The sequence below is a fragment of the Mesorhizobium sp. M0563 genome (assembly GCF_040321065.1).
Classification (GTDB): Bacteria; Pseudomonadota; Alphaproteobacteria; order Rhizobiales; family Rhizobiaceae; genus Mesorhizobium.
The window spans coordinates 136,843-159,382 of sequence record NZ_JAMYQV010000013.1 but is presented as its reverse complement, the minus strand read 5'-3'; the positions used below and the strand labels follow the sequence as shown (position 1 = coordinate 159,382).

28 protein-coding genes are annotated in these 22,540 nt (G+C 63.1%); 14 read left to right on the top strand and 14 right to left on the bottom strand.

The window, feature by feature from the left end; genetic code table 11:
• Positions 1-26: 26 nt before the first annotated feature.
• From rho to hemE, 3 genes are all read right to left on the bottom strand, one after another.
• Positions 27-1,292 carry a transcription termination factor Rho gene (gene rho / locus NKI50_RS18220; protein WP_023718755.1) on the bottom strand — a complete coding sequence of 422 codons (1,266 nt, stop codon included), beginning with the start codon at positions 1,290-1,292 and terminating at the stop codon, positions 27-29.
• 161 nt (positions 1,293-1,453) lie between these two features.
• Positions 1,454-1,996, bottom strand: coding sequence for a protoporphyrinogen oxidase HemJ (hemJ, locus tag NKI50_RS18215; RefSeq protein WP_084642637.1), 543 nt, complete (start codon positions 1,994-1,996; stop codon positions 1,454-1,456).
• A gap of 5 nt (positions 1,997-2,001) precedes the next feature.
• On the bottom strand, positions 2,002-3,030 hold the full coding sequence (gene hemE, locus NKI50_RS18210) for a uroporphyrinogen decarboxylase (protein WP_352481328.1): 1,029 nt from the start codon (positions 3,028-3,030) through the stop codon (positions 2,002-2,004).
• Between the two features lie 401 nt (positions 3,031-3,431).
• On the opposite strand from hemE, the gene NKI50_RS18205 reads away from it, so the two are divergent.
• The 5 genes from NKI50_RS18205 (at position 3,432) to dnaQ (ending at position 7,255) form a co-directional block, all read left to right on the top strand.
• Entirely contained in the window at positions 3,432-4,250 is an 819-nt protein-coding gene (locus tag NKI50_RS18205) for a pyruvate, water dikinase regulatory protein (protein ID WP_023718758.1), read from the top strand.
• 167 nt (positions 4,251-4,417) lie between these two features.
• Complete coding sequence (locus NKI50_RS18200) at positions 4,418-5,017, top strand: Maf-like protein (protein ID WP_352592214.1); 600 nt, start codon at positions 4,418-4,420, stop codon at positions 5,015-5,017.
• Complete coding sequence (locus NKI50_RS18195) at positions 5,010-5,852, top strand: shikimate dehydrogenase (protein ID WP_352481330.1); 843 nt, start codon at positions 5,010-5,012, stop codon at positions 5,850-5,852. Before NKI50_RS18200 ends, NKI50_RS18195 begins: the two co-directional genes overlap by 8 nt.
• A complete protein-coding gene (gene coaE, locus NKI50_RS18190; RefSeq protein WP_352592217.1) occupies positions 5,849-6,451 on the top strand; it encodes a dephospho-CoA kinase in 603 nt (200 codons plus the stop codon). The genes NKI50_RS18195 and coaE overlap by 4 nt, the downstream gene beginning before the upstream one ends.
• Positions 6,452-6,535: 84 nt before the next feature.
• Complete coding sequence (gene dnaQ / locus NKI50_RS18185) at positions 6,536-7,255, top strand: DNA polymerase III subunit epsilon (RefSeq protein WP_023718762.1); 720 nt, start codon at positions 6,536-6,538, stop codon at positions 7,253-7,255.
• Positions 7,256-7,526: 271 nt separating this feature from the next.
• Here dnaQ and secB read toward each other — a convergent pair whose 3' ends face one another.
• Together secB and NKI50_RS18175 are read right to left on the bottom strand one after the other, a co-directional pair.
• Positions 7,527-8,027 (bottom strand): protein-export chaperone SecB, encoded by a 501-nt coding sequence (secB, locus tag NKI50_RS18180; protein ID WP_023718763.1) that lies wholly within the window; start codon positions 8,025-8,027, stop codon positions 7,527-7,529.
• A gap of 113 nt (positions 8,028-8,140) precedes the next feature.
• Positions 8,141-8,632 carry an FxsA family protein gene (locus NKI50_RS18175; protein WP_023718764.1) on the bottom strand — a complete coding sequence of 164 codons (492 nt, stop codon included), beginning with the start codon at positions 8,630-8,632 and terminating at the stop codon, positions 8,141-8,143.
• 198 nt (positions 8,633-8,830) lie between these two features.
• On the opposite strand from NKI50_RS18175, the gene NKI50_RS18170 reads away from it, so the two are divergent.
• The 4 genes from NKI50_RS18170 to NKI50_RS18155 are packed head-to-tail and all read left to right on the top strand — an operon-like array spanning position 8,831 to position 11,608.
• Positions 8,831-9,538 (top strand): Tim44/TimA family putative adaptor protein, encoded by a 708-nt coding sequence (locus NKI50_RS18170; protein WP_023718765.1) that lies wholly within the window; start codon positions 8,831-8,833, stop codon positions 9,536-9,538.
• Positions 9,539-9,561: 23 nt separating this feature from the next.
• Positions 9,562-10,668: a murein transglycosylase A gene (mltA, locus tag NKI50_RS18165; RefSeq protein ID WP_352717251.1), complete on the top strand. Its 1,107-nt coding sequence runs from the start codon at positions 9,562-9,564 to the stop codon at positions 10,666-10,668.
• Positions 10,665-11,201, top strand: a complete 537-nt coding sequence (locus NKI50_RS18160) for a Smr/MutS family protein (protein WP_352481333.1) — start codon at positions 10,665-10,667, stop codon at positions 11,199-11,201. The genes mltA and NKI50_RS18160 overlap by 4 nt, the downstream gene beginning before the upstream one ends.
• 38 nt (positions 11,202-11,239) lie before the next feature.
• Positions 11,240-11,608, top strand: a complete 369-nt coding sequence (locus tag NKI50_RS18155) for a helix-turn-helix domain-containing protein (protein WP_352481334.1) — start codon at positions 11,240-11,242, stop codon at positions 11,606-11,608.
• A gap of 9 nt (positions 11,609-11,617) precedes the next feature.
• On the opposite strand, the gene NKI50_RS18150 is transcribed toward NKI50_RS18155, so the two are convergent.
• The 3 genes from NKI50_RS18150 to NKI50_RS18140 form a co-directional block, all read right to left on the bottom strand.
• The gene (locus NKI50_RS18150; protein ID WP_023718769.1) at positions 11,618-12,235 is read right to left on the bottom strand and encodes a transglutaminase-like cysteine peptidase; all 618 of its coding nucleotides are present in this window, start codon (positions 12,233-12,235) and stop codon (positions 11,618-11,620) included.
• A gap of 212 nt (positions 12,236-12,447) precedes the next feature.
• The gene (locus tag NKI50_RS18145) at positions 12,448-13,725 is read right to left on the bottom strand and encodes a polyhydroxyalkanoate depolymerase (RefSeq protein ID WP_352481335.1); all 1,278 of its coding nucleotides are present in this window, start codon (positions 13,723-13,725) and stop codon (positions 12,448-12,450) included.
• A 253-nt stretch (positions 13,726-13,978) separates the two neighbouring features.
• On the bottom strand, positions 13,979-14,338 hold the full coding sequence (locus tag NKI50_RS18140) for a septal ring lytic transglycosylase RlpA family protein (RefSeq protein WP_352481336.1): 360 nt from the start codon (positions 14,336-14,338) through the stop codon (positions 13,979-13,981).
• A 304-nt stretch (positions 14,339-14,642) separates the two neighbouring features.
• Here NKI50_RS18140 and NKI50_RS18135 point away from each other — a divergent pair, with 304 nt between their 5' ends.
• Positions 14,643-14,828: a hypothetical protein gene (locus NKI50_RS18135; protein WP_023718772.1), complete on the top strand. Its 186-nt coding sequence runs from the start codon at positions 14,643-14,645 to the stop codon at positions 14,826-14,828.
• A gap of 59 nt (positions 14,829-14,887) precedes the next feature.
• On the opposite strand, the gene NKI50_RS18130 is transcribed toward NKI50_RS18135, so the two are convergent.
• The 4 genes from NKI50_RS18130 to tauA form a co-directional block, all read right to left on the bottom strand.
• Positions 14,888-15,076 carry a hypothetical protein gene (locus NKI50_RS18130; RefSeq protein WP_023718773.1) on the bottom strand — a complete coding sequence of 63 codons (189 nt, stop codon included), beginning with the start codon at positions 15,074-15,076 and terminating at the stop codon, positions 14,888-14,890.
• A 19-nt stretch (positions 15,077-15,095) separates the two neighbouring features.
• A complete protein-coding gene (locus tag NKI50_RS18125; protein WP_352481337.1) occupies positions 15,096-15,962 on the bottom strand; it encodes an ABC transporter permease subunit in 867 nt (288 codons plus the stop codon).
• Entirely contained in the window at positions 15,959-16,732 is a 774-nt protein-coding gene (locus NKI50_RS18120; protein ID WP_352481338.1) for a taurine ABC transporter ATP-binding protein, read from the bottom strand. The genes NKI50_RS18125 and NKI50_RS18120 overlap by 4 nt, the downstream gene beginning before the upstream one ends.
• 75 nt (positions 16,733-16,807) lie before the next feature.
• Positions 16,808-17,821, bottom strand: coding sequence for a taurine ABC transporter substrate-binding protein (gene tauA, locus NKI50_RS18115; protein WP_352495419.1), 1,014 nt, complete (start codon positions 17,819-17,821; stop codon positions 16,808-16,810).
• Positions 17,822-18,664: 843 nt separating this feature from the next.
• Here tauA and NKI50_RS18110 point away from each other — a divergent pair.
• The 3 genes from NKI50_RS18110 (at position 18,665) to NKI50_RS18100 (ending at position 21,109) form a co-directional block, all read left to right on the top strand.
• Positions 18,665-19,117 (top strand): RrF2 family transcriptional regulator, encoded by a 453-nt coding sequence (locus NKI50_RS18110; RefSeq protein WP_352592220.1) that lies wholly within the window; start codon positions 18,665-18,667, stop codon positions 19,115-19,117.
• A gap of 61 nt (positions 19,118-19,178) precedes the next feature.
• The gene (locus tag NKI50_RS18105) at positions 19,179-20,528 is read left to right on the top strand and encodes an FAD/NAD(P)-binding protein (RefSeq protein ID WP_352592223.1); all 1,350 of its coding nucleotides are present in this window, start codon (positions 19,179-19,181) and stop codon (positions 20,526-20,528) included.
• A gap of 227 nt (positions 20,529-20,755) precedes the next feature.
• A complete protein-coding gene (locus NKI50_RS18100; RefSeq protein WP_352592226.1) occupies positions 20,756-21,109 on the top strand; it encodes a winged helix-turn-helix transcriptional regulator in 354 nt (117 codons plus the stop codon).
• Between the two features lie 116 nt (positions 21,110-21,225).
• On the opposite strand, the gene NKI50_RS18095 is transcribed toward NKI50_RS18100, so the two are convergent.
• Both NKI50_RS18095 and NKI50_RS18090 read right to left on the bottom strand, forming a co-directional pair.
• Positions 21,226-21,873: a cysteine hydrolase family protein gene (locus NKI50_RS18095; protein ID WP_352592228.1), complete on the bottom strand. Its 648-nt coding sequence runs from the start codon at positions 21,871-21,873 to the stop codon at positions 21,226-21,228.
• On the bottom strand, positions 21,870-22,199 hold the full coding sequence (locus NKI50_RS18090) for a hypothetical protein (protein WP_023718782.1): 330 nt from the start codon (positions 22,197-22,199) through the stop codon (positions 21,870-21,872). The genes NKI50_RS18095 and NKI50_RS18090 overlap by 4 nt, the downstream gene beginning before the upstream one ends.
• 172 nt (positions 22,200-22,371) lie before the next feature.
• Between NKI50_RS18090 and NKI50_RS18085 the strand changes: the two genes are divergently transcribed.
• Positions 22,372-22,539 carry a hypothetical protein gene (locus NKI50_RS18085; protein ID WP_352642993.1) on the top strand — a complete coding sequence of 56 codons (168 nt, stop codon included), beginning with the start codon at positions 22,372-22,374 and terminating at the stop codon, positions 22,537-22,539.
• Position 22,540 lies beyond the last annotated feature (1 nt).

Here is a 22,540-nt window from a genome sequence, read left to right as displayed (position 1 = left end):
ACGAAGGCAACGGCCAGCCCCCAACCCTACGTATTCATCGAATCGAAGAAGTCCGCATTCGTCTTGGTCTGCTTGAGCTTGTCGATCAGGAACTCGATGGCATCGGTAGTTCCCATCGGCGCCAGGATGCGGCGCAGCACGAAGATCTTCTGCAGATCCTGCTTGGAAACCAGCAGGTCTTCCTTGCGGGTGCCGGACTTCAATATGTCCATGGCCGGATAGATGCGCTTGTCGGCCACCTTGCGGTCGAGCTGGATTTCGCAGTTGCCGGTGCCCTTGAACTCTTCGAAGATGACTTCGTCCATGCGGCTGCCGGTGTCGATCAGCGCGGTGGCGATGATGGTCAGCGAGCCGCCTTCCTCGATGTTGCGGGCGGCGCCGAAGAAGCGCTTCGGCCGCTGCAGCGCGTTCGCGTCGACACCGCCGGTCAGCACCTTGCCGGATGACGGCACGACGGTGTTGTAGGCGCGACCGAGACGCGTGATCGAATCCAGCAGGATCACCACGTCGCGACCGTGCTCGACCAGGCGCTTGGCCTTTTCGATCACCATCTCGGCAACCTGGACATGGCGTACCGCCGGCTCGTCGAAGGTCGACGAGATCACCTCGCCCTTCACCGAGCGCTGCATGTCGGTAACCTCCTCCGGCCGCTCGTCGATCAGAAGCACGATCAGATAGCATTCCGGATGGTTGGCGGTGATCGAGTGGGCGATGTTCTGCATGAGAACCGTCTTGCCGGTGCGCGGCTGCGCATTGATCAACGCACGCTGCCCCTTGCCGATCGGCGCGACCAGGTCGATCACGCGCGGCGAGATGTCCTTGGTGGTCGGATTGTCGATCTCCATCTTCAGCCGCTTGGTCGGATAGAGCGGCGTCAGGTTGTCAAAGTGGATCTTGTGGCGGATTTTTTCCGGATCGTCGAAATTGATTGTGTTGACCTTGAGCAGCGCGAAATAGCGCTCGCCCTCTTTCGGGCTGCGGATAGGGCCTTCAACCGTATCGCCGGTCTTCAGCGAAAACCGCCGGATCTGCGAGGGTGAAATATAGATGTCGTCGGGACCTGGCAGATAATTTGCGTTGGCCGAGCGCAGAAAGCCAAAGCCGTCCTGCAGCACTTCGACGACGCCGTCGCCGATGATCTCGATATCCTGTGCCGCCAGCTTCTTCAGGATCGCGAACATCAGCTCCTGCTTGCGCATGACGCTGGCGTTCTCGACCTCGAGCGATTCCGCATAGGCGATCAACTCTGGTGGTTTCTTGTTCTTGAACTCGGTGAGTTTCATTTCTTGCATGGACGGACTCTGAATGAGCTTTGGGAAAAATATCGGCGGGATGCGACAAATGCCGGGCGCGGCCGAAAGCGATGACGGGCGGCGCATGACGGGAAGGAAGACCCGTCTTTTATCGTCGGTCGGGTGAAAGAGCAAGCCGCCTTTTGCGGGCACCGAATACGTCAGAATGGTTTCACGATAACCAGGACGACGATGACGACCATCAGCAATGTGGGGATCTCATTGACGATCCGCCAGTGCCTTGCCGGTTTTTCATTGCGGTCTTCGGCAAATTTCCGGACGGCGCCGGCGAAATAGCCATGCACGGCCGACAGACCCACCACCGCAGCGATCTTGGCATGCAGCCAGCCGCCTTGAAAACCAAAGCCTTTCCAGGCGAGCCACAGGCCGAACGCCCAGGTAATCACCATCGCCGGATTGATGATGCCGCGCAGCAGGCGGCGCTCCATTACCTTGAAGGTCTCCGACTGGACGGAGCCTTTTTCGGCATCGGCATGATAGACCAGCAAGCGCGGCAGATAGAGCATGCCCGCCATCCAGGAGATGACGGCAATCACATGGATCGCCTTTGCCCAGGGATAGAAATCATCGGGCCCGAAGAGAAACAGCAGCCCGGCCAGCACGAGGAAAATGGCGATCGCGATTGCCGCGCGGCGCGTCGCCCCGCTACCGCTGTTCGTGCTGTTCGCATTGTCTGCGCCCATCATCGTCACGACGCGCTCCGCACCAGTTTGACCATCTGCTCGACATGCGCGAGCGGCGTCTCCGGCGTGATGCCGTGGCCGAGGTTGAAGATCAGCGGCCGGTCCCCTAACACCTTCAGGATCGCCCCCACGCCGTCGGCAAGCGCCTTGCCGCCGGCCACCAGCCGCAGCGGATCGAGATTGCCTTGCACGGCGCCGTCACGCTGCAATTCCTTCGCAGTCGACAATGGCACGGTCCAGTCGAGGCCCAGCCCGGTCACGCCGGTCGTCTGGCGATAGCTCCGGTAGTGATCTCCGGCGCCTTTGGGAAAGCCGATGATCGGAACGTCGGGATGGACAGCCTTCACCTGCCGGACAATCTCGGCCACCGGCCGGACGCAGAACAACTCGAAAGACGCTTCGTCGAGCACGCCGGACCACGAATCAAAGATCTGCACCACGTCGGCGCCGGCTTCGATCTGCCGGATCAGATAGGCAGCCGAATGATCGGCGAGCACTTTCAGGAGCCGAAGAAAGGCCGCCGGCTCGCGATAGGCGAACAGCCTGGCCGGCGCCTGGTCGGGCGTACCGTGGCCGGCAATCATGTAGGTCGCCACCGTCCAGGGCGCACCGCAGAAGCCGATCAGCGTCGTTTCATCAGGCAGTCTGGCGCGCAATCGCCGCACCGTCTCGTAGACCGGCTCGAGATTCACGTGAAACGTTTCGCCGTCGAGAGCCTCGATCTCCGCAGCCGAGATCGGCGTCAACAGCGGGCCGCGTCCTTCCTCGAAGCGCACGTCGCGGCCGAGCGCATGCGGCACGACAAGGATATCGGAAAACAGGATCGATGCGTCGAAGCCGAAGCGTTCGATCGGCTGCAGCGTCACTTCGACGGCGAGATCCGGGTCGTAGCAAAGATCGAGGAACGATCCGGCCCGTCTCCTCGTCTCCCGGTATTCCGGCAGATAGCGGCCGGCTTGGCGCATAATCCAGAGCGGCGGCGGAAACGCTGCCTTGCCTCTCAACACGTCCAGCACGATCCGGTCTTGAGGCATTGAGCGCTCGCCTTTCCAGGCTTCCCTATAATTAAATATTCTATTTTTAGGAATCTTATGATTCTAAGAGTCTGTTGGTTGTGGTGGTTGTCTCCTGTCCCGCTTTGCCCTGGAAAAGACCAGCCAGCATATTGTCGCGCGCTTCTCCAACGGGATTGCAGGACTTTGTGGAAAGCCGGGAATTTCCGCCTGGAGTCAATGCGTTGCCGCCAGGCCAAGGAACTTGCCCTTGTGGATGAAGCGAAGGCAAAAAGCTCCGTCCCCGGACTTGTCCCCAACCGCCCGAAGAAGCCGACAGCACATCGAATTGTGGACAAACCGGCATCTGATACAGTCGCTTGGCGGTGGCCGAGTTTTCCGCCCGGCTTATCCACATCGGCCCACAGCCTGGAATGTATCCTGTGAACAAACCGCAGAGCTTCTTTCACCTTCACCTGATTTCCGACGCCACCGGCGAAACGCTGCTGGCCGCCGGCCGCGCCGCTTCCGCGCAATACAAGGATGCGCGCGCCATCGAACACATCTACCCGCTCATCCGCACCGAAAAACAGGTGACGAAAGTGTTCGAGGACATCGAGGAGGAGCCGGGCATCATCCTCTACACCGTCGTCGACCAGAAGCTTGCCCGTGGCATCGATGAACGCTGCGCGGCGATGGGCCTGCCTTGCGTCTCGGTACTGGAGCCGGTGCTGACGGTGTTCCAGTCCTATCTCGGCACGCCGGCCGGCCGCCGCGTCGGCGCCCAGCATGTGCTGGACGCCGAATATTTTCGCCGCATCGACGCGCTCAATTTCACCATGGAGCATGATGACGGCCAGCTGCCGGCCAATATGGATGATGCCGACATCGTGCTTGTCGGCATCTCACGCACCTCGAAGACGCCGACCAGCATCTATCTCGCCAATCGCGGCATCAAGACCGCCAACATCCCGATCGTGCTCGGCGTGCCGGTGCCGGAAAGCCTGGTCTACGCCAGGAGGCCACTGATCGTCGGCCTGATCGCCACTGCCGAGCGCATCTCCCAGGTCCGGCAGAACCGCGTTCTCGGCAACAGCGCCTACGAGCCGACCGATTACGTCGACCGCGCCGCGATCGCCGAAGAACTCGCCTACGCCCGCCAGATCTGCACACGGCATGGCTGGCCGATGATCGATGTCAGCCGCCGTTCGATCGAGGAGACGGCGGCGGCTATCGTTGCCCTGCGCGGCAAGACGCGCTAGGGCGTGATATTCAGGTGATGCCGGCCTACAAACGGCGGCTTCCTGCGCTTCCGGTGCTCACGTACTTTAAGTACACTCCGCTCCGGTTCTCGGAAGCCACCACTCTCGGCGCGGCCTGACCTGAATCTCGACACACCCTAGTGAGCGCCAGAAAACGGGCGAAAAAAATGGCCGAAAAAATCATCCTTGCCTCGGGCAGCCCGTTCCGCAAGGCGCTGCTTGTCAATGCCGGCGTTGTGGTCGAAGCGGTTCCGGCTTCTGTCGACGAACGTGCGCTGGAGGCGCCGCTGCAAAATAGTGGCGTGTCGCCGGAGGACGTCGCCCTGGTGCTTGCCGAGGCCAAGGCCACCGAAGTCAGTGAGCGCAAGCCCGGCGCCCTGGTGCTCGGCTGCGACCAGACGCTGTCGCTCGGCGACGAACTGTTCCACAAGCCGGCCGACATGGAAGGCGCGCGCCGTCATCTGCTGGCGTTGTCGGGCAAGACGCATCAGCTCAACAGTGCCGTCGTGCTGGCCCGTGACGGCCAGGTTCTGTGGCGGCATGTCGGCATCGCCAGCCTGACCATGCGCAAGCTCGATCCGGCCTTCATCGGCCGCCATCTGGCGCGCGTCGGCGCCAAGGCGTTGTCCAGCGTTGGTGCCTACCAGATCGAAGGCGAGGGCATCCAGCTGTTCGAAAAGATCGAGGGCGACTACTTCACCATTGTTGGCCTGCCGCTTTTGCCGGTGCTGGCCAAGCTGCGTGATCTCGGGGCGATCGATGGCTGAGGCCTCGAAAAAAGCCTTCGTCACCGGCCACCCGATCGGCCATTCCAGGTCACCGAAGATCCACGGCTACTGGCTGGCGAAATACGGCATCGACGGCGTCTACGAGGCCATTGACGTTGCGCCAGAAGCGTTTGCCGAATTCCTGCAAACGCTGCAGGCACAAGGCTATAGCGGCGGCAACGTCACCATCCCGCACAAGGAGGCCGCCTTCGCATTGGCGGCGCGCCGCGACGACGCGGCCGAACAAATCGGTGCGGTCAACACACTGTGGTTTGAGGATGGCGAATTGTGGGGCGGCAATACCGATGCCCATGGCTTTGCCGCCAATCTGGACGAGTATGCATCGGGTTGGGCGGCCGACGGCCCGGCCGTTGTGCTCGGTGCCGGCGGTGCCGCTCGCGCGGTCATCCATGCGCTGAAGCAACGCGGCGTCAACGATATCCGCATCGTAAACCGGACGCTTGCGAGGGCGCAGGAGCTGCGCGACCGCTTCGGTGCCGGCGTCTCCGCCCATGGCATGGCGGCGACCGGCGAGTTGCTCGAAGATGCCGGCCTGCTGGTCAACACGTCAGCGCTCGGCATGCATGGCAATGAAGGCCTGTCCGCCGATCCGGGCAGACTGCCCGACCGCGCCATCGTCACCGACATCGTTTATGTTCCGCTGGAAACGCCGTTGCTCGCCGCAGCCAGCGCGCGCGGCCTCAAGACCGTCGATGGGCTCGGCATGCTGCTGCACCAGGCGGTGCCCGGCTTCGAGCGCTGGTTCGGCACCAGGCCGCAGGTCACCGCCGAACTGCGGCAAATGATCATTGCCGATATCGGCGCGAAGCCATGATCGTGCTCGGCCTCACCGGATCGATCGGCATGGGCAAGTCGACCACGGCAAAGATGTTTGCCGAGGCCGGCGTGCCGGTCCATGATTCCGACGAGGCGGTGCATCGCCTCTATGCCGGCAAGGCCGCCCCCATGGTCGAGGCGGTCTTTCCCGGGACCACCCGATCCGGTGCGGTCGATCGCACAAAGTTGGCCGAACGGGTGCTCGGCGATGCCGCCGCGCTGAAACGGCTGGAAGCGATCATCCATCCGCTGGTCCGTGCCGACGCCGATGCCTTTCTGGCGCAAAATCGTGCCGCCGGCGCGCCACTTGCCGTGCTCGATATACCGCTGCTGTTCGAGACCGGCGGCCGCGATCGCGTCGACAAGGTTGTGGTCGTCACCGCGTCGGCCGAGATCCAGCGCGCCCGCGTGCTGGCGCGCCCGGGCATGAGCGAGGAAAAGTTTGCGTCGATCCTGGCCAGGCAGGTTCCCGACGCCGAAAAGCGCCGGCGCGCCGACTTCGTCGTCGACACCGGCCAGGGCTTTGACGCCGCCCGCGCGGCTGTCAATGCGATCGTCGCCGAACTAGTCGGGGATAAAGCAGCCAGTCCGGGTTAAGAGGCTTGCAGCCCACATTACTTGTTGCCATTTTGTTCCGGGTGTGATTCGGCTAGAATGACGCGGAACCAATGGACTGATTCGATGCGTGAGATCATCTTCGATACGGAAACCACCGGCCTCGACACGCGCGAGGACCGCGTCATCGAGCTTGGCGGCATCGAGCTGGTCAACCGCTTTCCGACCGGCCGCACCTTCCACAAATACATCAACCCACAAGGCCGCCCGATTCATCACGAGGCGCAGGCCGTGCACGGCATCAGCGCCGCCGATCTTCAGGGCAAGCCGACTTTCATGGAGATCGCCGAGGAGTTCCTGGCCTTCATCGACGGCGCCAAGCTGGTCGCCCATAATGCCGGCTTCGACATCGGCTTCCTCAACCTCGAATTCGGCCGGCTTGGTCATCCGGCCATCGATCCGGGACGGATCGTCGACACGCTGGCGCTGGCGCGCCGCAAGCATCCAATGGGTCCCAATTCGCTCGACGCGCTCTGCCGCCGCTATGGCATCGACAATGGCCGTCGCACCAAGCATGGCGCGTTGCTCGATTCTGAATTGCTGGCCGAGGTCTATATCGAGCTTATCGGCGGCAAGCAGGCCAGCCTCATCCTCGACAGCATCATGACGCCGGCGGGCGGACGACAGAATGTCGACGATATCGACATTTCGATCGGCGTCAGGCCCATCGCCTTGCCCTCGCGCCTGACCGATGCCGAGCGCGCAGCACACGCGGGCATGGTTGGCAGCCTCGGCGAAAAGGCGCTTTGGCTGCGCATCGGCCGGGAAGCGAGTTCCGCGGCATAGTGATTTTGAGCGGAGTGATCCGTCGCCCCCTCTGTCCTGCCCTTTTAGCCACCACTTGGCATCTCCCCCTCAGTGGGAAAGATTGGCAGTCCCAGCGCCTCGCTCATTCCTGCGACGATGAAGGATTGGCGAAGGCTGACGTGAAGTTCCGATCTCCCCACTTAAGGGGGAGATGGCCGGAAGGCCAGAGGGGGCACTGTCCCGCCAGCGGCTCATAAAAAAACCCGGCGCAAGGCCGGGTTTCTCAAACGCTATCGAGACACAAACGCCTTCAGCTCACCTTGACCTTGGCGGCGGCCTGGTCCTCGGCCAGCTTCTGCTGGAACATCTGCGCGAAATCGATCGGGTCGAGCATCAGCGGCGGGAAGCCGCCATTGCGCGTTGCCTCGGCAATGATCTGCCTGGCGAACGGGAACAGCAGCCGCGGGCATTCGATGAACAGTATCGGCAGCATGTGCTCCTGCGGGAAGCCGCTGATGGAGAAGACGCCGCCATAGACCAGTTCGACATTGAACAGCACTTCCTGGTCGAACGATGCCTTGGCATTCAGCGTCAAATTGACGTCGAACTGCTTGTCCGAAAGCGGGTTGGCGTTGACGTTGACGTTGATGGCGATGCCGGGGGCCTTGTCGCGGCCGCGCAGCGAGTTTGGCGCGCCGGGGCTTTCGAAGGACAGGTCCTTCACATATTGCGCAAGCACGTTGAGCGAAGGCTGCTCCGCATTTCCATTACCGTTGGCTGCGCCGGTCGGGGCGTCGTCGTTGCTGGCCATAAGCTGTGATCCTTTTGCCTGGGCAGCGTTGCTGACCGGATTGAAATTCGGGCGTTCGCTATCATGGCCGGCACGACAAGACAAGTTTGCAAAAGACGCCGGTTGCCTTGCGGCTACTCGTCCTTGAGGCGGCGCCAGGGAGAGTCAGGCCCGCGCGCATGGTCGTCGGCGCGCGAATAGTCGCCGTCGTCGAGATCGATGGTCTTGCCGCGTTGCCTTGCCCGCAAACCAACGCCGAAATCGGTGGCCAGCACGATGCGGCCTTTCAGCATCCGCCAGGCAAGATCGCGCACCGGTGGCAGGAACAGTAGAATGCCGAAAATATCCGAGATGAAGCCGGGGATGATCAAAAGGATCGCGGCCAGAACGATCATGGCGCCGTGCGCAAGCTGGCGGCTCGGATCGTGGCCGGCATCCATTTCGGCACGGACCCTGGCCATGACGCCAAAACCCTGGTGTCGAAGGAGCAAGGCGCCGGCGACGCTCGAGGCCAGCACCAGCCCGACCGTCGCCAGCGCGCCGATCTGGCGGCCGACAATGACGAAACCGGCTATCTCCAGCAGCGGAAGCGCAAGAACAAACAGGGGAAGCAGCGAGATACGCAAATCTTGACCGATCGTTTCGATGTTTTGCCGGCCGGCGAGCAATCGCCGCTGGCACCAGAGCTGTTAGATAGGTATGGCTGCCTTTGATTTGAATGATTGCGCCATGCGTTCTATATGCTTTGGATACTGAACGCTATGTGATCGCGGCCCTTGCTTGGCCGCTGGTCCGGCCAAAGCAGGGATTGATTGGCGCAAGATATGGGCTTCTTCGACTTCGGCACAATTTTCTTTCTGATTGCGGCGGTGGTGATCTTCTTCCAGCTGCGCAACGTGCTTGGCCGACGCACGGGCAACGAACGCCCGCCCTTCGATCCATATACGGCAGGGCGCAAGAACGACAAGGATGCCGCCCAGAAACCCGAGAACGTGGTTTCGCTGCCGCGCAAGCGGCTGGCGGGAGAGCCGGCGGCCGATGCCTATACGGCGATCGACGCCTTTGCCAAGCCCGACACAGATCTCAACCGGGGCCTGCGGGCGATCAAGGACAATGATCCGACCTTCGACCCGAAGACCTTCGTCGACGGCGCCAAGATGGCCTATGAGATGATCGTCATGGCCTACGCCGATGGCGACCGCAAAACCTTGAAGAACCTTTTGTCGCGCGAGGTCTATGACGGCTTTGTCGCGGCCATCGGCGACCGCGAGGCAAAAGCCGAAAAAATCCAGTCCTCCTTCGTCGGCATCGACAAGGCCGACATCGTTTCGGCCGAGATGAAGGGCAGCGAGGCGCACATCACGCTGCGCATTGTCAGCGAACTGATTTCAGCGACCCGCGACAAGGCCGGCGCCGTCATTGACGGCGATCCCGAGACCGTCGCCGAGGTCAAGGACGTCTGGACCTTCGCTCGTGACGCGCGCTCGCGCGATCCGAACTGGAAGCTCGTCGCCACCGAAGAAGAAGACTGAACTGGACGGCGGCGGGGGCTGTCGTGTCGCTTTCTCGAGTCTTCAGCGAAAAGTCCTTTGGCGAATTGCCGGGCTGGGACGAGGACGACCAACTCCCTGCCTTTGACGCCTTTCGCCGCTCGGCCTTTCATGTCCTGACGAAACCCTACCGCTCCGGCGCGCTCGGCGTCGATTTCGGCGCCTTTGCCGAAGCCTATGCCGCAGCGCGCACCGTTTCGCCGGCGAATCGGTTGGAGGCCCGAAGCTTCTTCGAGCGCTACTTTGTGCCGGCCCATATAGGGGCGGAAAACGGCGGCCCAGGCCTCGTCACCGGCTTCTACGAGCCGGAGGTCGACGCCTCGCCGGTGCGCACGCGACGATTTTCGGTGCCGTTGCTAACCCGCCCGGCCGACCTTGTCGACATCGACGATGGCAATCGTCCTTCCGGCATGGATCCTTATCTTGCCTTCGCTCGTGCGGCGCCGAACGACCCGGTCGAATATTTCGACCGCGGCAAGATCGAACGCGGCGCGCTCGCTGGACAAGGCCTGGAAATCGCCTGGCTCGCCGACAAGGTCGATGCCTTCTTCATCCACGTGCAGGGCGCGGCGCGGCTCAACATGACCGACGGGGAGCTTTGCCGCGTCACCTATGCCGCCAAATCCGGCCAGCGCTTTACCGGACCGGGCAAGATCCTGAGCGACGAAGGCGAGATCCCGCTGGAAAAAGTGACGATGCAGTCGATCCGTGCCTGGCTCAAGGCGCGTCCGGAGCGCGTCGACGAGATCCTTTGGCGCAACCGCTCCTACATCTTCTTCCGCGAGATGGGCGTCGACGACCCGGAGCTCGGCCCGGTCGCTGCCGCCAAGGTGCCGCTGACACCCTGCCGCTCGATCGCCGTCGACCGGCTGCTGCACACGTTCGGCATGCCCTTCCATATCGATGCGCCGTCGCTGACCGTCTTCGACGAAAAACCGTTCCGGCGGCTGATGATCGCACAGGACACCGGCTCAGCGATCATCGGGCCGGCCCGCGGCGATCTGTTCGCTGGGTCGGGCGATGCGGCCGGCGAGATCGCCGGCGTTATCCGCAACGCCGCCGATTTTTATGCGCTGATCCCCCGGCCGCTGGTTTCAGGAGCAGACCGATGACCCGGCGCATCGACAGGCTGAGCGAGGACGACCGGGTCCTGTGGAACCTGGTGGCGCGCACGGCAAAGCCGCTGAAGGGCAAGATCGCCGTCGATATTCCCAAGCTTGGGCCGGAGATCGACGAAACCAGGCAGGTGCCGCCGCCGGCACAGGTCGCGGGCAATGCTGCCGCGGTCGCGAAACCGAAGGCGCAGCATGTTTCCCACGCACTCGACGAACCGACGCTGGACAAGCTGTCGAAGGGCCGGCTGCCGATCGAGGGCCGCGTCGACCTGCATGGCCTGACCCAGGACGAAGCCTATTCGCTGCTGTTTTCCTTCCTGCACCGGGCGCATGCCGGCGGCATCCGCTATGTCCTGGTAATCACCGGCAAGGGCTCTTCGTCGGGCGGCGACGGCGTCTTGCGACGCGCCGTGCCGTCATGGCTGTCGACGCCCGCCTTCCGGCCCCTTGTCTCCAGCCACGACCATGCCGCCCGCAATCATGGCGGCTCGGGCGCGCTTTACGTCCGTCTGCGGCGGGCGCGCTCTTGAGGATGCGCCCATGAGGATGCGCCAATGAGGATGTGCTCGTGACCCCGTTCGGCGAAAAGCTTCGCGTGCTGCGAAACGAGCGCGGCGTCACCCAGAAGGACATGGCCAAGGCGATCGGCGTCAGCGCAGCCTATCTCTCGGCGCTCGAACACGGCCGCCGCGGTGCGCCGAGCTGGACGCTGATCCAGAAGATCATCGGCTATTTCAACATCATTTGGGACGACGCCGAGGAACTGGCGCGGTTGGCCGAAACCTCGCATCCGCGCGTCAGGCTCGACACGTCCGGCCTTAGCCCGGCGGCGACCGAGCTTGCCAATCTCCTGGCCGACAACATCGAAAAGCTCGACGAAGCCGAGCTTCGCCGCATCATTGCGTCGCTCCGCGCCGCGCTGAACCGGCCGAAATGAGTTGCTTTGTTACTGGACCGAGCCGACCAGAACCTGCTGGCCGCCGCGGATCGAGACCCAACGGCCGGTATTGTCGATCGCCTGCCGCTTGAGGAAACGATAGCCGGTCTGGTCCCAGGAACGGACCTGGTCGGTCAGATTGTCGAGGATGTAGTCGCCCTTGTCGGTGCGCACCGTCAGCACGGCGTGGCCTTCGCCATCCGGCTTGCGCACGACGGTCATCAGCAGATCGGCAAACGAGACGCCCAGCCGGTTCAGCTCACGGCGCTTTTCCAGGACATAGTCCTCGCAGTCGCCGACACCCTTGTCGGGATAGGCCCAGACCTCGTCCTTGCCGTAGATGTCGAAGTCGCTCTCAGGCTTGACGGCGGCGTTGACCTTTACCGTGACGCTGAGCAGCTTGCGCCACAGCGAGCCGGTCATGCTGGCGGGCGACAGATCCTTCGGGCGGATCGAGCATTCCGACGGGTAGGTCTTGCAGAAATCATAATGGCCGATCGGCTGCGACGTCGGACCACCTGTTATCATCGGGCTGGCTGCCGAGGCCGAACTGGCCCAACCTGCCGCCACAGTAAGTCCAGCCAGCGCGCACAGGCGTAGCGTTCTCGCCATTGGTGAGGAAATCATTGTCCCCGCTTGTCCCTTGTTGTTAACGAAACGTTAAGGGGTATTTACAGTCGGTGTCAATTATGAGGATGGATTGATTTTTGCGGCATGGTTACCTGCGTGGCGCCAACGCGACTATTGTGCAACAGGTCGACCGGCCGCACGGCCCCGCCAACCGATGATTTTGGCATTGACCGACCTGATGCGGATTGACGGGCATCATCGCTGGTCGCCTATTTCTTGCCGGTCCTGACCAGCTTGGGCTTCACCGCAACACGGTTCTGGCGGCCGTAGCTGGTAATGAAATCGACGATGCGCGGCACGATTTCGGAGCGGAAGCGCGAGCCGTTGAACACACCGTAATGGCCGACCGCCGGCTGCATGTAATGGGCGTGCCTGTCGGCCGGAATGTTGATGCAGAGGTCGTGCGCCGCCTTGGTCTGGCCAAGGCCGGAGATGTCGTCGTTCTCGCCCTCGACGGTGAACAGGGCGACATTGCGGATCGCCGAAGGGTCGACCGCCACACCGCGATGCGTCATTTCGCCCTTGGGCAAGGCCTGGCGGACGAAGACGGTATCGACGGTCTGCAGGTAGAATTCCGCCGTCAGATCCATCACCGCCAGGTATTCGTCATAGAATTCGCGGTGCTTCTCGGCATTGTCGCCGTCATGCTTCACCAGGTGCATGAAGAAGTCTTTGTGGGCGATGATGTGGCGATCCAGGTTCATGCTCATGAAACCCGAAAGCTGCAGGAAACCGGGATAGACCTCGCGGCCGAAGCCCGGCACCGGCCAGGGCGCGCGCATGATGACGTTGTCGCGGAACCAGTCGATGCCCTTTTCCTGGGCCAGCAAATTGACCGCCGTCGGGTTGCGGCGCGTGTCGATCGGGCCGCCCATCAGCGTCATCGTCGAGGGCACGAAAGGATCGCCCTTGGCTTCCATCAGCGCCACCGCCGCCAGCACCGGCACCGACGGCTGGCACACCGCCATCACGTGGGTGTCGGGTCCCAGCGCATGCAGCATGTCGACAATGTAGTCGACATAGTCGTCGAGGTCGAAGCTGCCGTCGGCAAGCGGCACCATCCGGGCGTCGACCCAGTCGGTGATATGCACGTCCGCATAGGGCAGCATCGCCTCGGCCGTGCCGCGCAACAGCGTCGCATAGTGGCCCGACATCGGTGCGACGATTAACAGCTTCGGATCCGGCCGGCGCCCGGCCGGGACAGCCCGCTCGAAACGGACCAGATTGCAGAACGGCCGCGACCAGACGGTGCGTTCGCTGACCTCGACGGTTTTCCAGTCGACCACGGTCTTGGTCAGGCCGAATTGCGGCTTGCCGTAGCGGCGTGTCGTGCGTTCGAACAATTCGGCCGTTGCCGCGACCGAGCGGCCCCAGGACGTGTGTGAAACCGGATTGAGCGGATTGGAGTAGAACAGGCGCACCGCATCGGCATAGAGGCGGGCCGGCTGCAAGGCGGCATGGTTCAGTTCGTAAAGCTGGTAGAACATCGAGAACCCCGCTGCCGACTGCGATCGAAGGGCCGACGAGCAGCGCCGAGCCTTGTCTTGCGGGAGGTTAGCAACAATTTGCTGCGATGCAATACGTCAACTTGCGTGATTTATGCTCATTCTTTCGTCCAAGATGTTGGGAATCCGCCTTCAACGGCAACAGCCGGCTCAATGTGCACCTGCGAAGGCGTAGCCAAGGGTACGCCTATCGGTGCGATCGTCGGAGGAGGTGTCCGGCCTGGCGCTCTGACTGTTAGACGCGTGCCATGCAGACGGCGGTATGGCCCGAGCTGATGAAGCCGAGCTGGCTGGCGGCGCCCTTCGACAGATCGAGCACGCGGCCCCTGATAAACGGGCCGCGATCGTTGATCCGCACGACGACGCTGCGGCCATTGTTGCGGTTGGTCACCTTCAGCTTGGTGCCGAACGGCAGGCTGCGATGCGCTGCGGTCAGCGCCGACGGGTTCATGCGTTCGCCGGAAGCGGTTCTGGAATGCAGTGAGTACCAGGAGGCACGGCCGCACTGAGCGGCGGCGCTGGCAGTGGATGCGCCGACCATCAGGCCAGCCGCGATCATGGCCGCGGCAAGCGCGGTCTGGTTGCTTTTGTTCATGTGTTGGGGACTGGCTCCGTTGACAGACCCGCAGCGGTTAGAGGCGAATGAGGCAGCAAATGCGGCAATGATCTGTCGGTTCCATGACAATGTTACACGTTTGGAGTCGGTGCGAAACAATTTGTCAGAGAGTTTCCGCAGCAAGGCACAGCTTCTTTGATGATCTTCGCATCGACCTCAGCACGTCTTGCACAAGATCAGAGATTTGCATCTAAGTAGAAGTTGGCCTGACCGGGCCGCTTCTTTCGCTGTTCCATTCCGGCAGGAGCGCGGCCGATGATCGACTTGGAAAGGAGTTTTAGCAATGAGATTGATCAAAAATCTGCTGGCGTTGATTGTGCTCGCCATCGGCGTGCTGTGGTCATTGCAAGGCATCGGCCTTATCGGCGGCAGCTTCATGACCGGCCAGTCGCAATGGCTCTATGTCGGCATCGTCACCGCGCTGGTTGGCTTGGCCGGCCTGGCCTGGGCGAACCGTTCGCGCGTTTGAGCAGGCGTCGATCCTCAGGCTCCCGCCAGAGCAGCGCACAGCGGACCTGTGGCGGCCGGTCACCGCGACCAGTATTGCCAGCCCCAGTAGAAACTTTCGTCGCGCGGCGGTAAGCGGTTGCGCTCCGCGTCCAGATGCACCGGCGTCGGCGCTTTGCGTTCGTCCTCAGGCGGCTGTTTGTCTCCGGCCTTGATCAGGCGGAGCCAATGGCCGAAACGCGCAAGCAGCACAGCGGTGGAATGGGGCATCGTCACGTCTCCGATCCGGTCACTCCCGCCCCGCCCACGGGACGAGCACCCGCTCGATCCTGCGGATGATGAATTCGAGCACGAAGGCAATGGCCGCGATCACCAGTATGCCCATCACCACCACGTCGGTGACGAGGAACTGGGCGGCGGACTGGATCATGAAGCCGAGCCCGCGCGTCGCCGCCACCAGCTCGGCGGCAACCAGCGTCGACCAGCCGGCGCCAAGCGCGATGCGCAGGCCGGTCAGGATCGAGGGCAGTGCGCTGGGTAGGATCACGTGCCGGACAAGCTGCGTGCGGGTCGCGCCAAGCGCGCGTGCCGCATTGATGCGTTCCTGCGAGACGCCGCGAACACCCGATGCCGTCGACAGCGCGACCGGCGCCAGCATGGCGATGGCAATCACCAGGATCTTGGACGGCTCGCCAATGCCGAACCAGATAATGATTAGTGGCAGATAGGCCAGCGGCGGGATCGGCCGCAGCAATTCGAGCAGCGGATCGAAGATGCCGCGCCCTATGATGCTGATGCCGATAGCCAGCCCGATGGGAACGCCGACGAAAACGGCCGCGATCAGCGCTGCAAATACCCGCCACAGACTGGCGGCGATATGCTGGAGCAGCGTCGCGTCGACAAAGCCGTCACGGGCGACGACGACAAATTTGTTCCAGACTGCCACGGGCGACGGCAGGAAAACCGGCGACACCAATTGCAGGCGGGCCGACAGTGCCCACGCCGCCAGCACCACCAGAACAGTGATCGCGCTGACCATGCGGGCCGAAACGCGGCTGCGTCTCGGCCGCGACCGCGACCATGGCACGGACAGCGCGTCGGCTCCGTCGTCGGCCTTGGAGCGCTGCGGCCGCTCGGTATAGGAGGTAACGGTCATGCTGCCTCTCCTTCGAAGATCGCATCGGTCAGCTCGCCGCGCGCCGCGGCGAAGGCGGGATCGGCCTTGATGCTGCGAATGGCCTCGCCGGCTGCATAGCGCCGGCTGAAGCCGGTTTCGAAACTCCGCACCACCCGCCCAGGGTCGGGAGCCAGCACAATGATGCGGGTTGCGAGCACCAGCGCTTCCTCGATGCCGTGCGTCACCATCAGCACGCCGACATTGCTTGCCGTCCACAGATCGAGCAGCGTTGTCTGCATGCGTTCCCGTGTCAGCGCATCGAGCGCGCCCAGCGGCTCGTCGAGCAGCAGGAATTGCGGCTCGGCCGCCAGCGCCCGGGCCAGGCCGACGCGCTGGCGCATGCCCCCGGAAAGCTCCCAGATGCGCTTGTCGCCGGCACCGTCGAGCTTCACCAGCGCCAGCAGCGCATCGGCGCGCCGCGCCCGTTCACTTGGCCCGACGCCGCGCAGCCTGAGCGCAAAGGCGACATTTTCCCGCGCGGTCAGCCACGGAAACAGCGCGTCGTTCTGGAACACGACGGCGCGGTCCGAGCCTGGCGCCGTGATCGGCCTGCCGCCTACCGTGGCGCTGCCGCGCACAGGCTCGACCAGGCCCGCAGCGACATTGAGCAGCGAGGTCTTACCGCAGCCGGAGCGGCCGACCAGGACAACGAAGTCATCCTTGGCGACGTCAATCGACACGCGTTCGACGGCCGGCGCCGGCTGGCCTTCATAATGAATCGAGACTTTGTCGAGCAGGAGATGCGTCATGTGGCGTCGCCGATATTCTGAATCTGCAGGCAACGCGCGCGTCAGGGAAGGGAGGACGCGCGCATTGAGCGGTCGCTAATTCGAGGCAAGCGCCTCGCCGACATATTTCGACGACACGTATTTCGAATAATCCGGCAGCACGGCGTCGATCTTGCCCTGCTCCTTGAGGAAGGCCGACGTCGCCTCGACTGCCTTGACCGTGCCGCCACCGAGGAACTTGTCCGAGGCCTGCTCCTCGAGCGTCGGGAAGACATAGCCCCTCAGCAGTTGCGGCACGTCTTCGAGCTTGGCCCCGGTGATCCTGGCGATCTTGGCCGCTTGCGGCGAGGACACCGACCATTGATCCGGCTTGGCCAGGAATTCGGCATAGGCAGCGCCCGTCATTTTGACGAAGTCGCGCACCGCCTCCGGGTTCCTTTCGGCGAAGTCGGTGCGCACGATCCAGGCGTCGAAAGTCGGCGCGCCCCAGGCGGCGACCTGCGAGGAATCCAGCACGACCTTGCCCGACGTCTTGATCTGGCCGAGTGCCGGATCCCAGACATAGGCGGCGTCGATGTCGCCGCGCGCCCATGCCGCCGCGATCTCCGGTGGCCGCAGATTGAGAATATCGACCGACTTCGGCTCGACACCCTCATGCTTCAGCGCCGCAAGCAGGCTGTAATGCGTCGTCGAGACGAAGGGTACCGCCACCTTCTTGCCGGCAAGGTCGGCGACCTTCTCGATGCCGGCGCCGTTGCGGGCGACAAGGGCCTCGGATTCGCCGATCAGCCCGACAATGAAGATGGTCTGGATGGGAAGCTCGCGGCTCGCCGCCGCCGCCAGCGGGCTCGAGCCGACATAACCGATGTCGACCGAACCGGAAGCGACGGCGGCGATCACGTCGGCGCCGGAATCAAATTTCCGCCAGTCGATTGCCGCCTTGGTCGCGCTCTCATAGGCGCCGTCGGCCTGCGGCACCTTCGAGGGTTCGACGACCGTCTGGTAGCCGATAGTGATCTTGAGGTCCTTCGCATGGGCTGGGCCGAGAAAGCCGGCACCAGCCAGAGCCGCCGAGGACAGGAGAACGACGCGGCGCGAAATGGTGGACATGAAAGGCTCCTTGAAAAGAGAAAAATCGGATCGCTCCCTCATAGTCAGCTAAGTCTATAAGGCTTGTAGAGTTAAATCCTTCCAACCATTGCCGTCTTGTTAGAAAAAAGCCATCAGTGGCCCGGCGCGAAGGCGGATATGGCGGCTGCAGCGGGCCTCGGCCTAAGGTCTGTTGACGGTCAGGTCAGCCGAAACAGAGACGGAATGGCGCGCACTATTGGATCTGCATTCGTTGGTCAGTATAGCGGCATCGATCCTCGGGGTCTCCGCTGCGTCGCTGCTTTGAACAATGGCGCAGCACCTCAATTGCCTTCTTGGCTCCACCTCGCCTCTGGCTTCGCTGTCCGTTGGAGCGACCGGTGATTGCGCCATCAGCCGCAAACAAGAATTTTCCGTTTTGGCCCGGTCACCGGCAAATCCATGCTGCGAACGGCCGAACAATTGAAAGTGAATTTCCTGTGCTCGGGGTTAAGTCTAGTATTCTTATGGACATTGAAGGATTGGAGAGGACGATGAGCGACGCCACCCTCCTTGTTGCCGCGCGCGGCATGCTTTGGCCTTCAAATTCAGGGACAGAAGCTGCTATCGGCCGGTCGGGACATTCCTGTCGCCGGCCAGTTTGCCGGTGTCCCATTGGCGGCGGCTCCTGTGCTCGTAGGGGCACAAGCCCCGGCCAAAATGGCCATTGCGGCTTGAAAACGAAACAAAATCAACGTTTCTTGGCTTGTATATCATGTCACTAGAATTTATCTGAAGTGACAGCTTGGACGCGGCGGGGAGGCACGCCAGGCGTTTCGCAACCGATGGCCTTGGGTCATCGCATGACAGAGAAACGTTCGGGTTATGCTCACGAAAAAAGGTAAGTACGGCCTCAAGGCGCTCGTTCATCTGGCGCGCCTGCCGGTTGGACAGCTCGCCTTCGTCAACGACATCGCCCGCGCAAACAATATTCCGAAAAAGTTCCTCGATGCCATCCTTGGCGAATTGCGCAATGCCGGTTTCGTCCAGAGCCGCAAGGGCAAGGAGGGTGGTTATCGCCTGGCGCGCCCAGCGGACGAGATCAAGGTCGGGCACGTCGTGCGCGTGCTCGACGGGCCACTTGCCCCCATTCCTTGCGCCAGCCGCACCCAGTATCAGCGCTGCGAAGATTGCAACGAGGCGACATGCCAAGTCCGACATCTGATGCTGGAGGTCCGGCAGGCCATCGCGGAGGTGCTGGACCAGCGCAGCCTCGCCGAGATGCGCGACATCGCCGGCGACGAAGACCTTTCGGTGCCGTTGAAAATCCAGGCCTGAATCAACAAAGCCTGACCCGAGAATTCCGGAACCAATGGCTCCCAAGACAATTGGTGCGCGCATGACCGGACGCGCAAATTCGATCATTCCAACTTCGATCATCATTGTCGGTGGCGGCGCCAGCGGCGTCGTGCTTGCCGCGCATCTGCTGAAGTCGCCCAATCCCGATCTCCGCGTCAGCCTGGTCGAAAAACGTCCGCATTTTGGGCAAGGCATGGCCTATTCAACGCTGCTCTCAGCCCATGTGCTGAATGTCAGCGCGTTGGGCATGAGCGCCTATGCCGACGATCCCGGCAATTTCTCGCGCTGGCTACTTGAACGCGGCCTGGCAACGCCGGAACAGGCACCGGTCTATGCGCCGCGCAGCGTCTACGCCCGCTATCTCAAGGAGCTGCTCGACGAGCTCGAGGCGCGTGAGCAGCAGACGGGCCGGCTGCGCCTGATCCGCGAGGAGAGCCTGTCGATCTCGCCGACCGCGTCCGGCGTCGAGGTGGCGCTGGCCAACGGCACCAGCGTGGTTGCGCATCTTGCCGTGCTGGCGACCGGCCATGACGAGGAGCCGGGGGCGGGGCAGGGCCACGCGATCAGGATGGGATCCGAGGCCGACAGCGCGCTCGACCCCGAAGCCCGAGTCCTGGTGCTGGGCACGGGGTTGAGCATGGTCGATGCCTTTCTGTCGCTCGAGCAGCGCGGTCATCGCGGCGCCATCGTCGCGGTGTCGCGGCGCGGCCTGCTGCCTTCGCCGCATCGCAAGGGCAATCCCATCAAGCTCGACGTTGCCGATATCCCGCTCGGCACCCAGCTTTCCTATTTCGTCGGCTGGTTCCGCGACCTGATCCGGGAAAACCAGAAGGCCGGCATCGACTGGCGCGACGTCGTCGACGGTCTGAGGCCCTTCAACCAGAAGATCTGGCAGAACTGGCCGTCCTCGGCCAAGCGCCGCTTTGTCGAGCACACCAAGGCGTGGTGGGACATCCACCGCCATCGCATGGCGCCGCAAGTCTACGCCCGCGTTACGGAGGCGGTGCAGGCCGGCCGCATCCGGCTTGTCGCCGGCCGCATCGTCGACATCGCCGCAGGCTACACCGTAGAGGTCCAGCCCCGCCACACGCAGCGCCTCGAAAGGTTCGATGTCGCCCGCATCTATGATTGCACCGGCATCGCCAGGGATATCTCGACCACCTCGAACAGCGTGGTGCGGTCGCTGGTCGACCGTGGGCTGGCACGGCCGGATCCGCTGCGGCTCGGCCTCGATGTGACCGCGGACTGCGAGGTCATCGCCGGCGATGGCACAGTATCGGCCAAGATTTTGGCGGTCGGGCCGCTGACGCGCGGCACCTTCTTCGAGATCGACGCCATTCCCGATATTCGCGTGCAGTGTGCGCGGCTAAGCAAGCGATTGCTCGGATAAGGCGCCCTTTGTCTTGACGCAATTTCGGATGCAAGACCGCCGCCGTTGGGTGAAAAGATCTCGACCGCATAACCTCGCGGTGAAGGCGAACCAGGGGTGCGGGAGCTAGCTCCGCCAGAAGCCGACCGGCCAGCCCGTGGTGGTCGAGACAGCAGGGTTGGCGATGACGATCTCCACACCGGGCAAATTCTGCTTCCGTCGTCACCATGCCTTGCCTACCATGGCGCATGACCCAACGCGGAAGACTCTACGGCTGCCCGGTCGAGTTCGCGCTCGACGCGCTCGGCGGCAAATGGAAGACGGTGATCCTGGCGCACGTCAAGGAACAGCCGATGCGCTATTCGGACCTGCGCCGGCTGATCCCCTCGCTCTCGGACAAGATGCTGACGCAGCGCCTGGCCGAGCTTGTCGAGATCGGCTTCGTCACGCTCGAGATGTCGCCCGACGGCAAGGGGCGCTACGCCTTGACCGGGCGCGGTGAAGATCTCGCCGCCGCGCTTCAGGCGCTCTACGACTGGGGAAGCGTGCATGGCCGCGCCGAGGGCGTGCGTTTTCGCACCGATAGCGCAGCCACCACTTAGATCCATTCCGGGCATAGTGCTGCGCGGTTTTCCGTCCGCAATTGCTTGAAAACAAAGGCATAGAGCGGTTCGGCGTTTCCGTGAAACGGTGGGTCGCGCCGGCAAGCCGACCACCCTCAACCCGCACCGGCAAGTGCGCTGCAGAAGCTTGCGACATCGGTGACGAGGGCTTCGCCGACGAAGCGTAGCGTCGCCATCGAGCGGTCGCGCGCCTCGCGGTTGCCGAAGCCACAGGCATCCTCGATGACCACGGCGACAAAGCCATTGTCGGTCGCCTGGCGAACGGTTGGCTCGATGCCGATCTCCATGGCGATGCCTGCGAGCGCTATCGTGCGCACGCCGCAATCGCGCAAGGCAAAGCCGAGCGCGGTTGAATCGAAGGCCGACATCGTGAGCTTGTCGAACACCGCCTCGTCATCGCGGGGTTCCAGCTCGGGCACGATCCGCGTCGCTTCGGCGTCGCGCGGGAACCACGGCTCAACTGTGTCGGGGCTGTCGCGCCGCTGCCAGGCCATGGCGGTGCGCAGCTGCGTCGCGCCCATCCATTTGCGCGGCAGCGACAGATGGCGCGTGAACGCCACCCGCATTCCGGCCACGCGCGCCGCTTCCAGCACCGTGCCGGTGCGCTCGACGATGGTGGCGGCGCCGGCCACCTGGCGGCAGATGCCGACCTGCATGTCGTAGACCACCAGCGCCGTGCGGCGCGGATCGCACCACTCAGCCAGGCTGGCCGGGATTTCGATCCCGTCGCGCGACCGGATCATGCCGCCGTCCGGTCCCACGGCTTGGCGATGTCGACGGTCGGGTCGAACAGGAATTCCAGCGGCAATGGCGCGTCGAAGGCGATGAAGTGCCATTCCAGCAGCCCGGCCTTGGACAGCGGGAAGTCCTCGGTGTAGCGCCGCGCTTCCGCGACGCTGTCGAGCTCGAACACGATGATGACGCCGCCAATATCGCCGCGCGCATAATTCTCGCGCACGATCCCCGCCTTCCAGAGCCGCCAGACGTTCGACACTTCGTCGCGCAAATAAGGCCGCAGGTCGTCGAGCGTGACGCCGGGCTTGAAATTGTCATAGGCAAGAATCTTCATCGGCCATTCCTTGCATTGCTGTTCGACCAGCGCCGGGTAGCATGGCGGAATCAGCGGCGGCAACGAACGAGATGGTGCGTTGAAACGGGCGCACGATTGCCGTTCTGTGCCGTGCGACCCTACGGACGGCCAGGCGGCCGCGGTATAGTTTTCGCTGAGGAGGAAAAGCGCAGTGACCATCGAAAGGCTGAACCCCGAGGGCATGCACAGCAACTCGGCCTATTCGCAAGGCGTGTCGCTGCCGGCATCCGCGCGCATCGTGCTGGTCGGCGGCCAGAATGGGGTCGACGCGCAAGGCCGGATCGTCGCCAGGGACGATCTCGCTGCGCAGACCGCTTAGG

Coding starts and splice junctions, on each gene's coding strand:
- rho (WP_023718755.1), bottom strand. CDS start 1,292: ATGCAAGAAATGAAACTCACCGAGTTCAAGAACAAGAAACCACCAGAG.
- hemJ (WP_084642637.1), bottom strand. CDS start 1,996: ATGGGCGCAGACAATGCGAACAGCACGAACAGCGGTAGCGGGGCGACG.
- hemE (WP_352481328.1), bottom strand. CDS start 3,030: ATGCCTCAAGACCGGATCGTGCTGGACGTGTTGAGAGGCAAGGCAGCG.
- NKI50_RS18200 (WP_352592214.1), top strand. CDS start 4,418: ATGGCCGAAAAAATCATCCTTGCCTCGGGCAGCCCGTTCCGCAAGGCG.
- NKI50_RS18195 (WP_352481330.1), top strand. CDS start 5,010: ATGGCTGAGGCCTCGAAAAAAGCCTTCGTCACCGGCCACCCGATCGGC.
- coaE (WP_352592217.1), top strand. CDS start 5,849: ATGATCGTGCTCGGCCTCACCGGATCGATCGGCATGGGCAAGTCGACC.
- dnaQ (WP_023718762.1), top strand. CDS start 6,536: ATGCGTGAGATCATCTTCGATACGGAAACCACCGGCCTCGACACGCGC.
- secB (WP_023718763.1), bottom strand. CDS start 8,027: ATGGCCAGCAACGACGACGCCCCGACCGGCGCAGCCAACGGTAATGGA.
- NKI50_RS18170 (WP_023718765.1), top strand. CDS start 8,831: ATGGGCTTCTTCGACTTCGGCACAATTTTCTTTCTGATTGCGGCGGTG.
- NKI50_RS18160 (WP_352481333.1), top strand. CDS start 10,665: ATGACCCGGCGCATCGACAGGCTGAGCGAGGACGACCGGGTCCTGTGG.
- NKI50_RS18150 (WP_023718769.1), bottom strand. CDS start 12,235: ATGATTTCCTCACCAATGGCGAGAACGCTACGCCTGTGCGCGCTGGCT.
- NKI50_RS18145 (WP_352481335.1), bottom strand. CDS start 13,725: ATGTTCTACCAGCTTTACGAACTGAACCATGCCGCCTTGCAGCCGGCC.
- NKI50_RS18140 (WP_352481336.1), bottom strand. CDS start 14,338: ATGAACAAAAGCAACCAGACCGCGCTTGCCGCGGCCATGATCGCGGCT.
- NKI50_RS18135 (WP_023718772.1), top strand. CDS start 14,643: ATGAGATTGATCAAAAATCTGCTGGCGTTGATTGTGCTCGCCATCGGC.
- NKI50_RS18130 (WP_023718773.1), bottom strand. CDS start 15,076: ATGCCCCATTCCACCGCTGTGCTGCTTGCGCGTTTCGGCCATTGGCTC.
- NKI50_RS18125 (WP_352481337.1), bottom strand. CDS start 15,962: ATGACCGTTACCTCCTATACCGAGCGGCCGCAGCGCTCCAAGGCCGAC.
- NKI50_RS18120 (WP_352481338.1), bottom strand. CDS start 16,732: ATGACGCATCTCCTGCTCGACAAAGTCTCGATTCATTATGAAGGCCAG.
- tauA (WP_352495419.1), bottom strand. CDS start 17,821: ATGTCCACCATTTCGCGCCGCGTCGTTCTCCTGTCCTCGGCGGCTCTG.
- NKI50_RS18110 (WP_352592220.1), top strand. CDS start 18,665: ATGCTCACGAAAAAAGGTAAGTACGGCCTCAAGGCGCTCGTTCATCTG.
- NKI50_RS18105 (WP_352592223.1), top strand. CDS start 19,179: ATGACCGGACGCGCAAATTCGATCATTCCAACTTCGATCATCATTGTC.
- NKI50_RS18100 (WP_352592226.1), top strand. CDS start 20,756: ATGACCCAACGCGGAAGACTCTACGGCTGCCCGGTCGAGTTCGCGCTC.
- NKI50_RS18095 (WP_352592228.1), bottom strand. CDS start 21,873: ATGATCCGGTCGCGCGACGGGATCGAAATCCCGGCCAGCCTGGCTGAG.
- NKI50_RS18090 (WP_023718782.1), bottom strand. CDS start 22,199: ATGAAGATTCTTGCCTATGACAATTTCAAGCCCGGCGTCACGCTCGAC.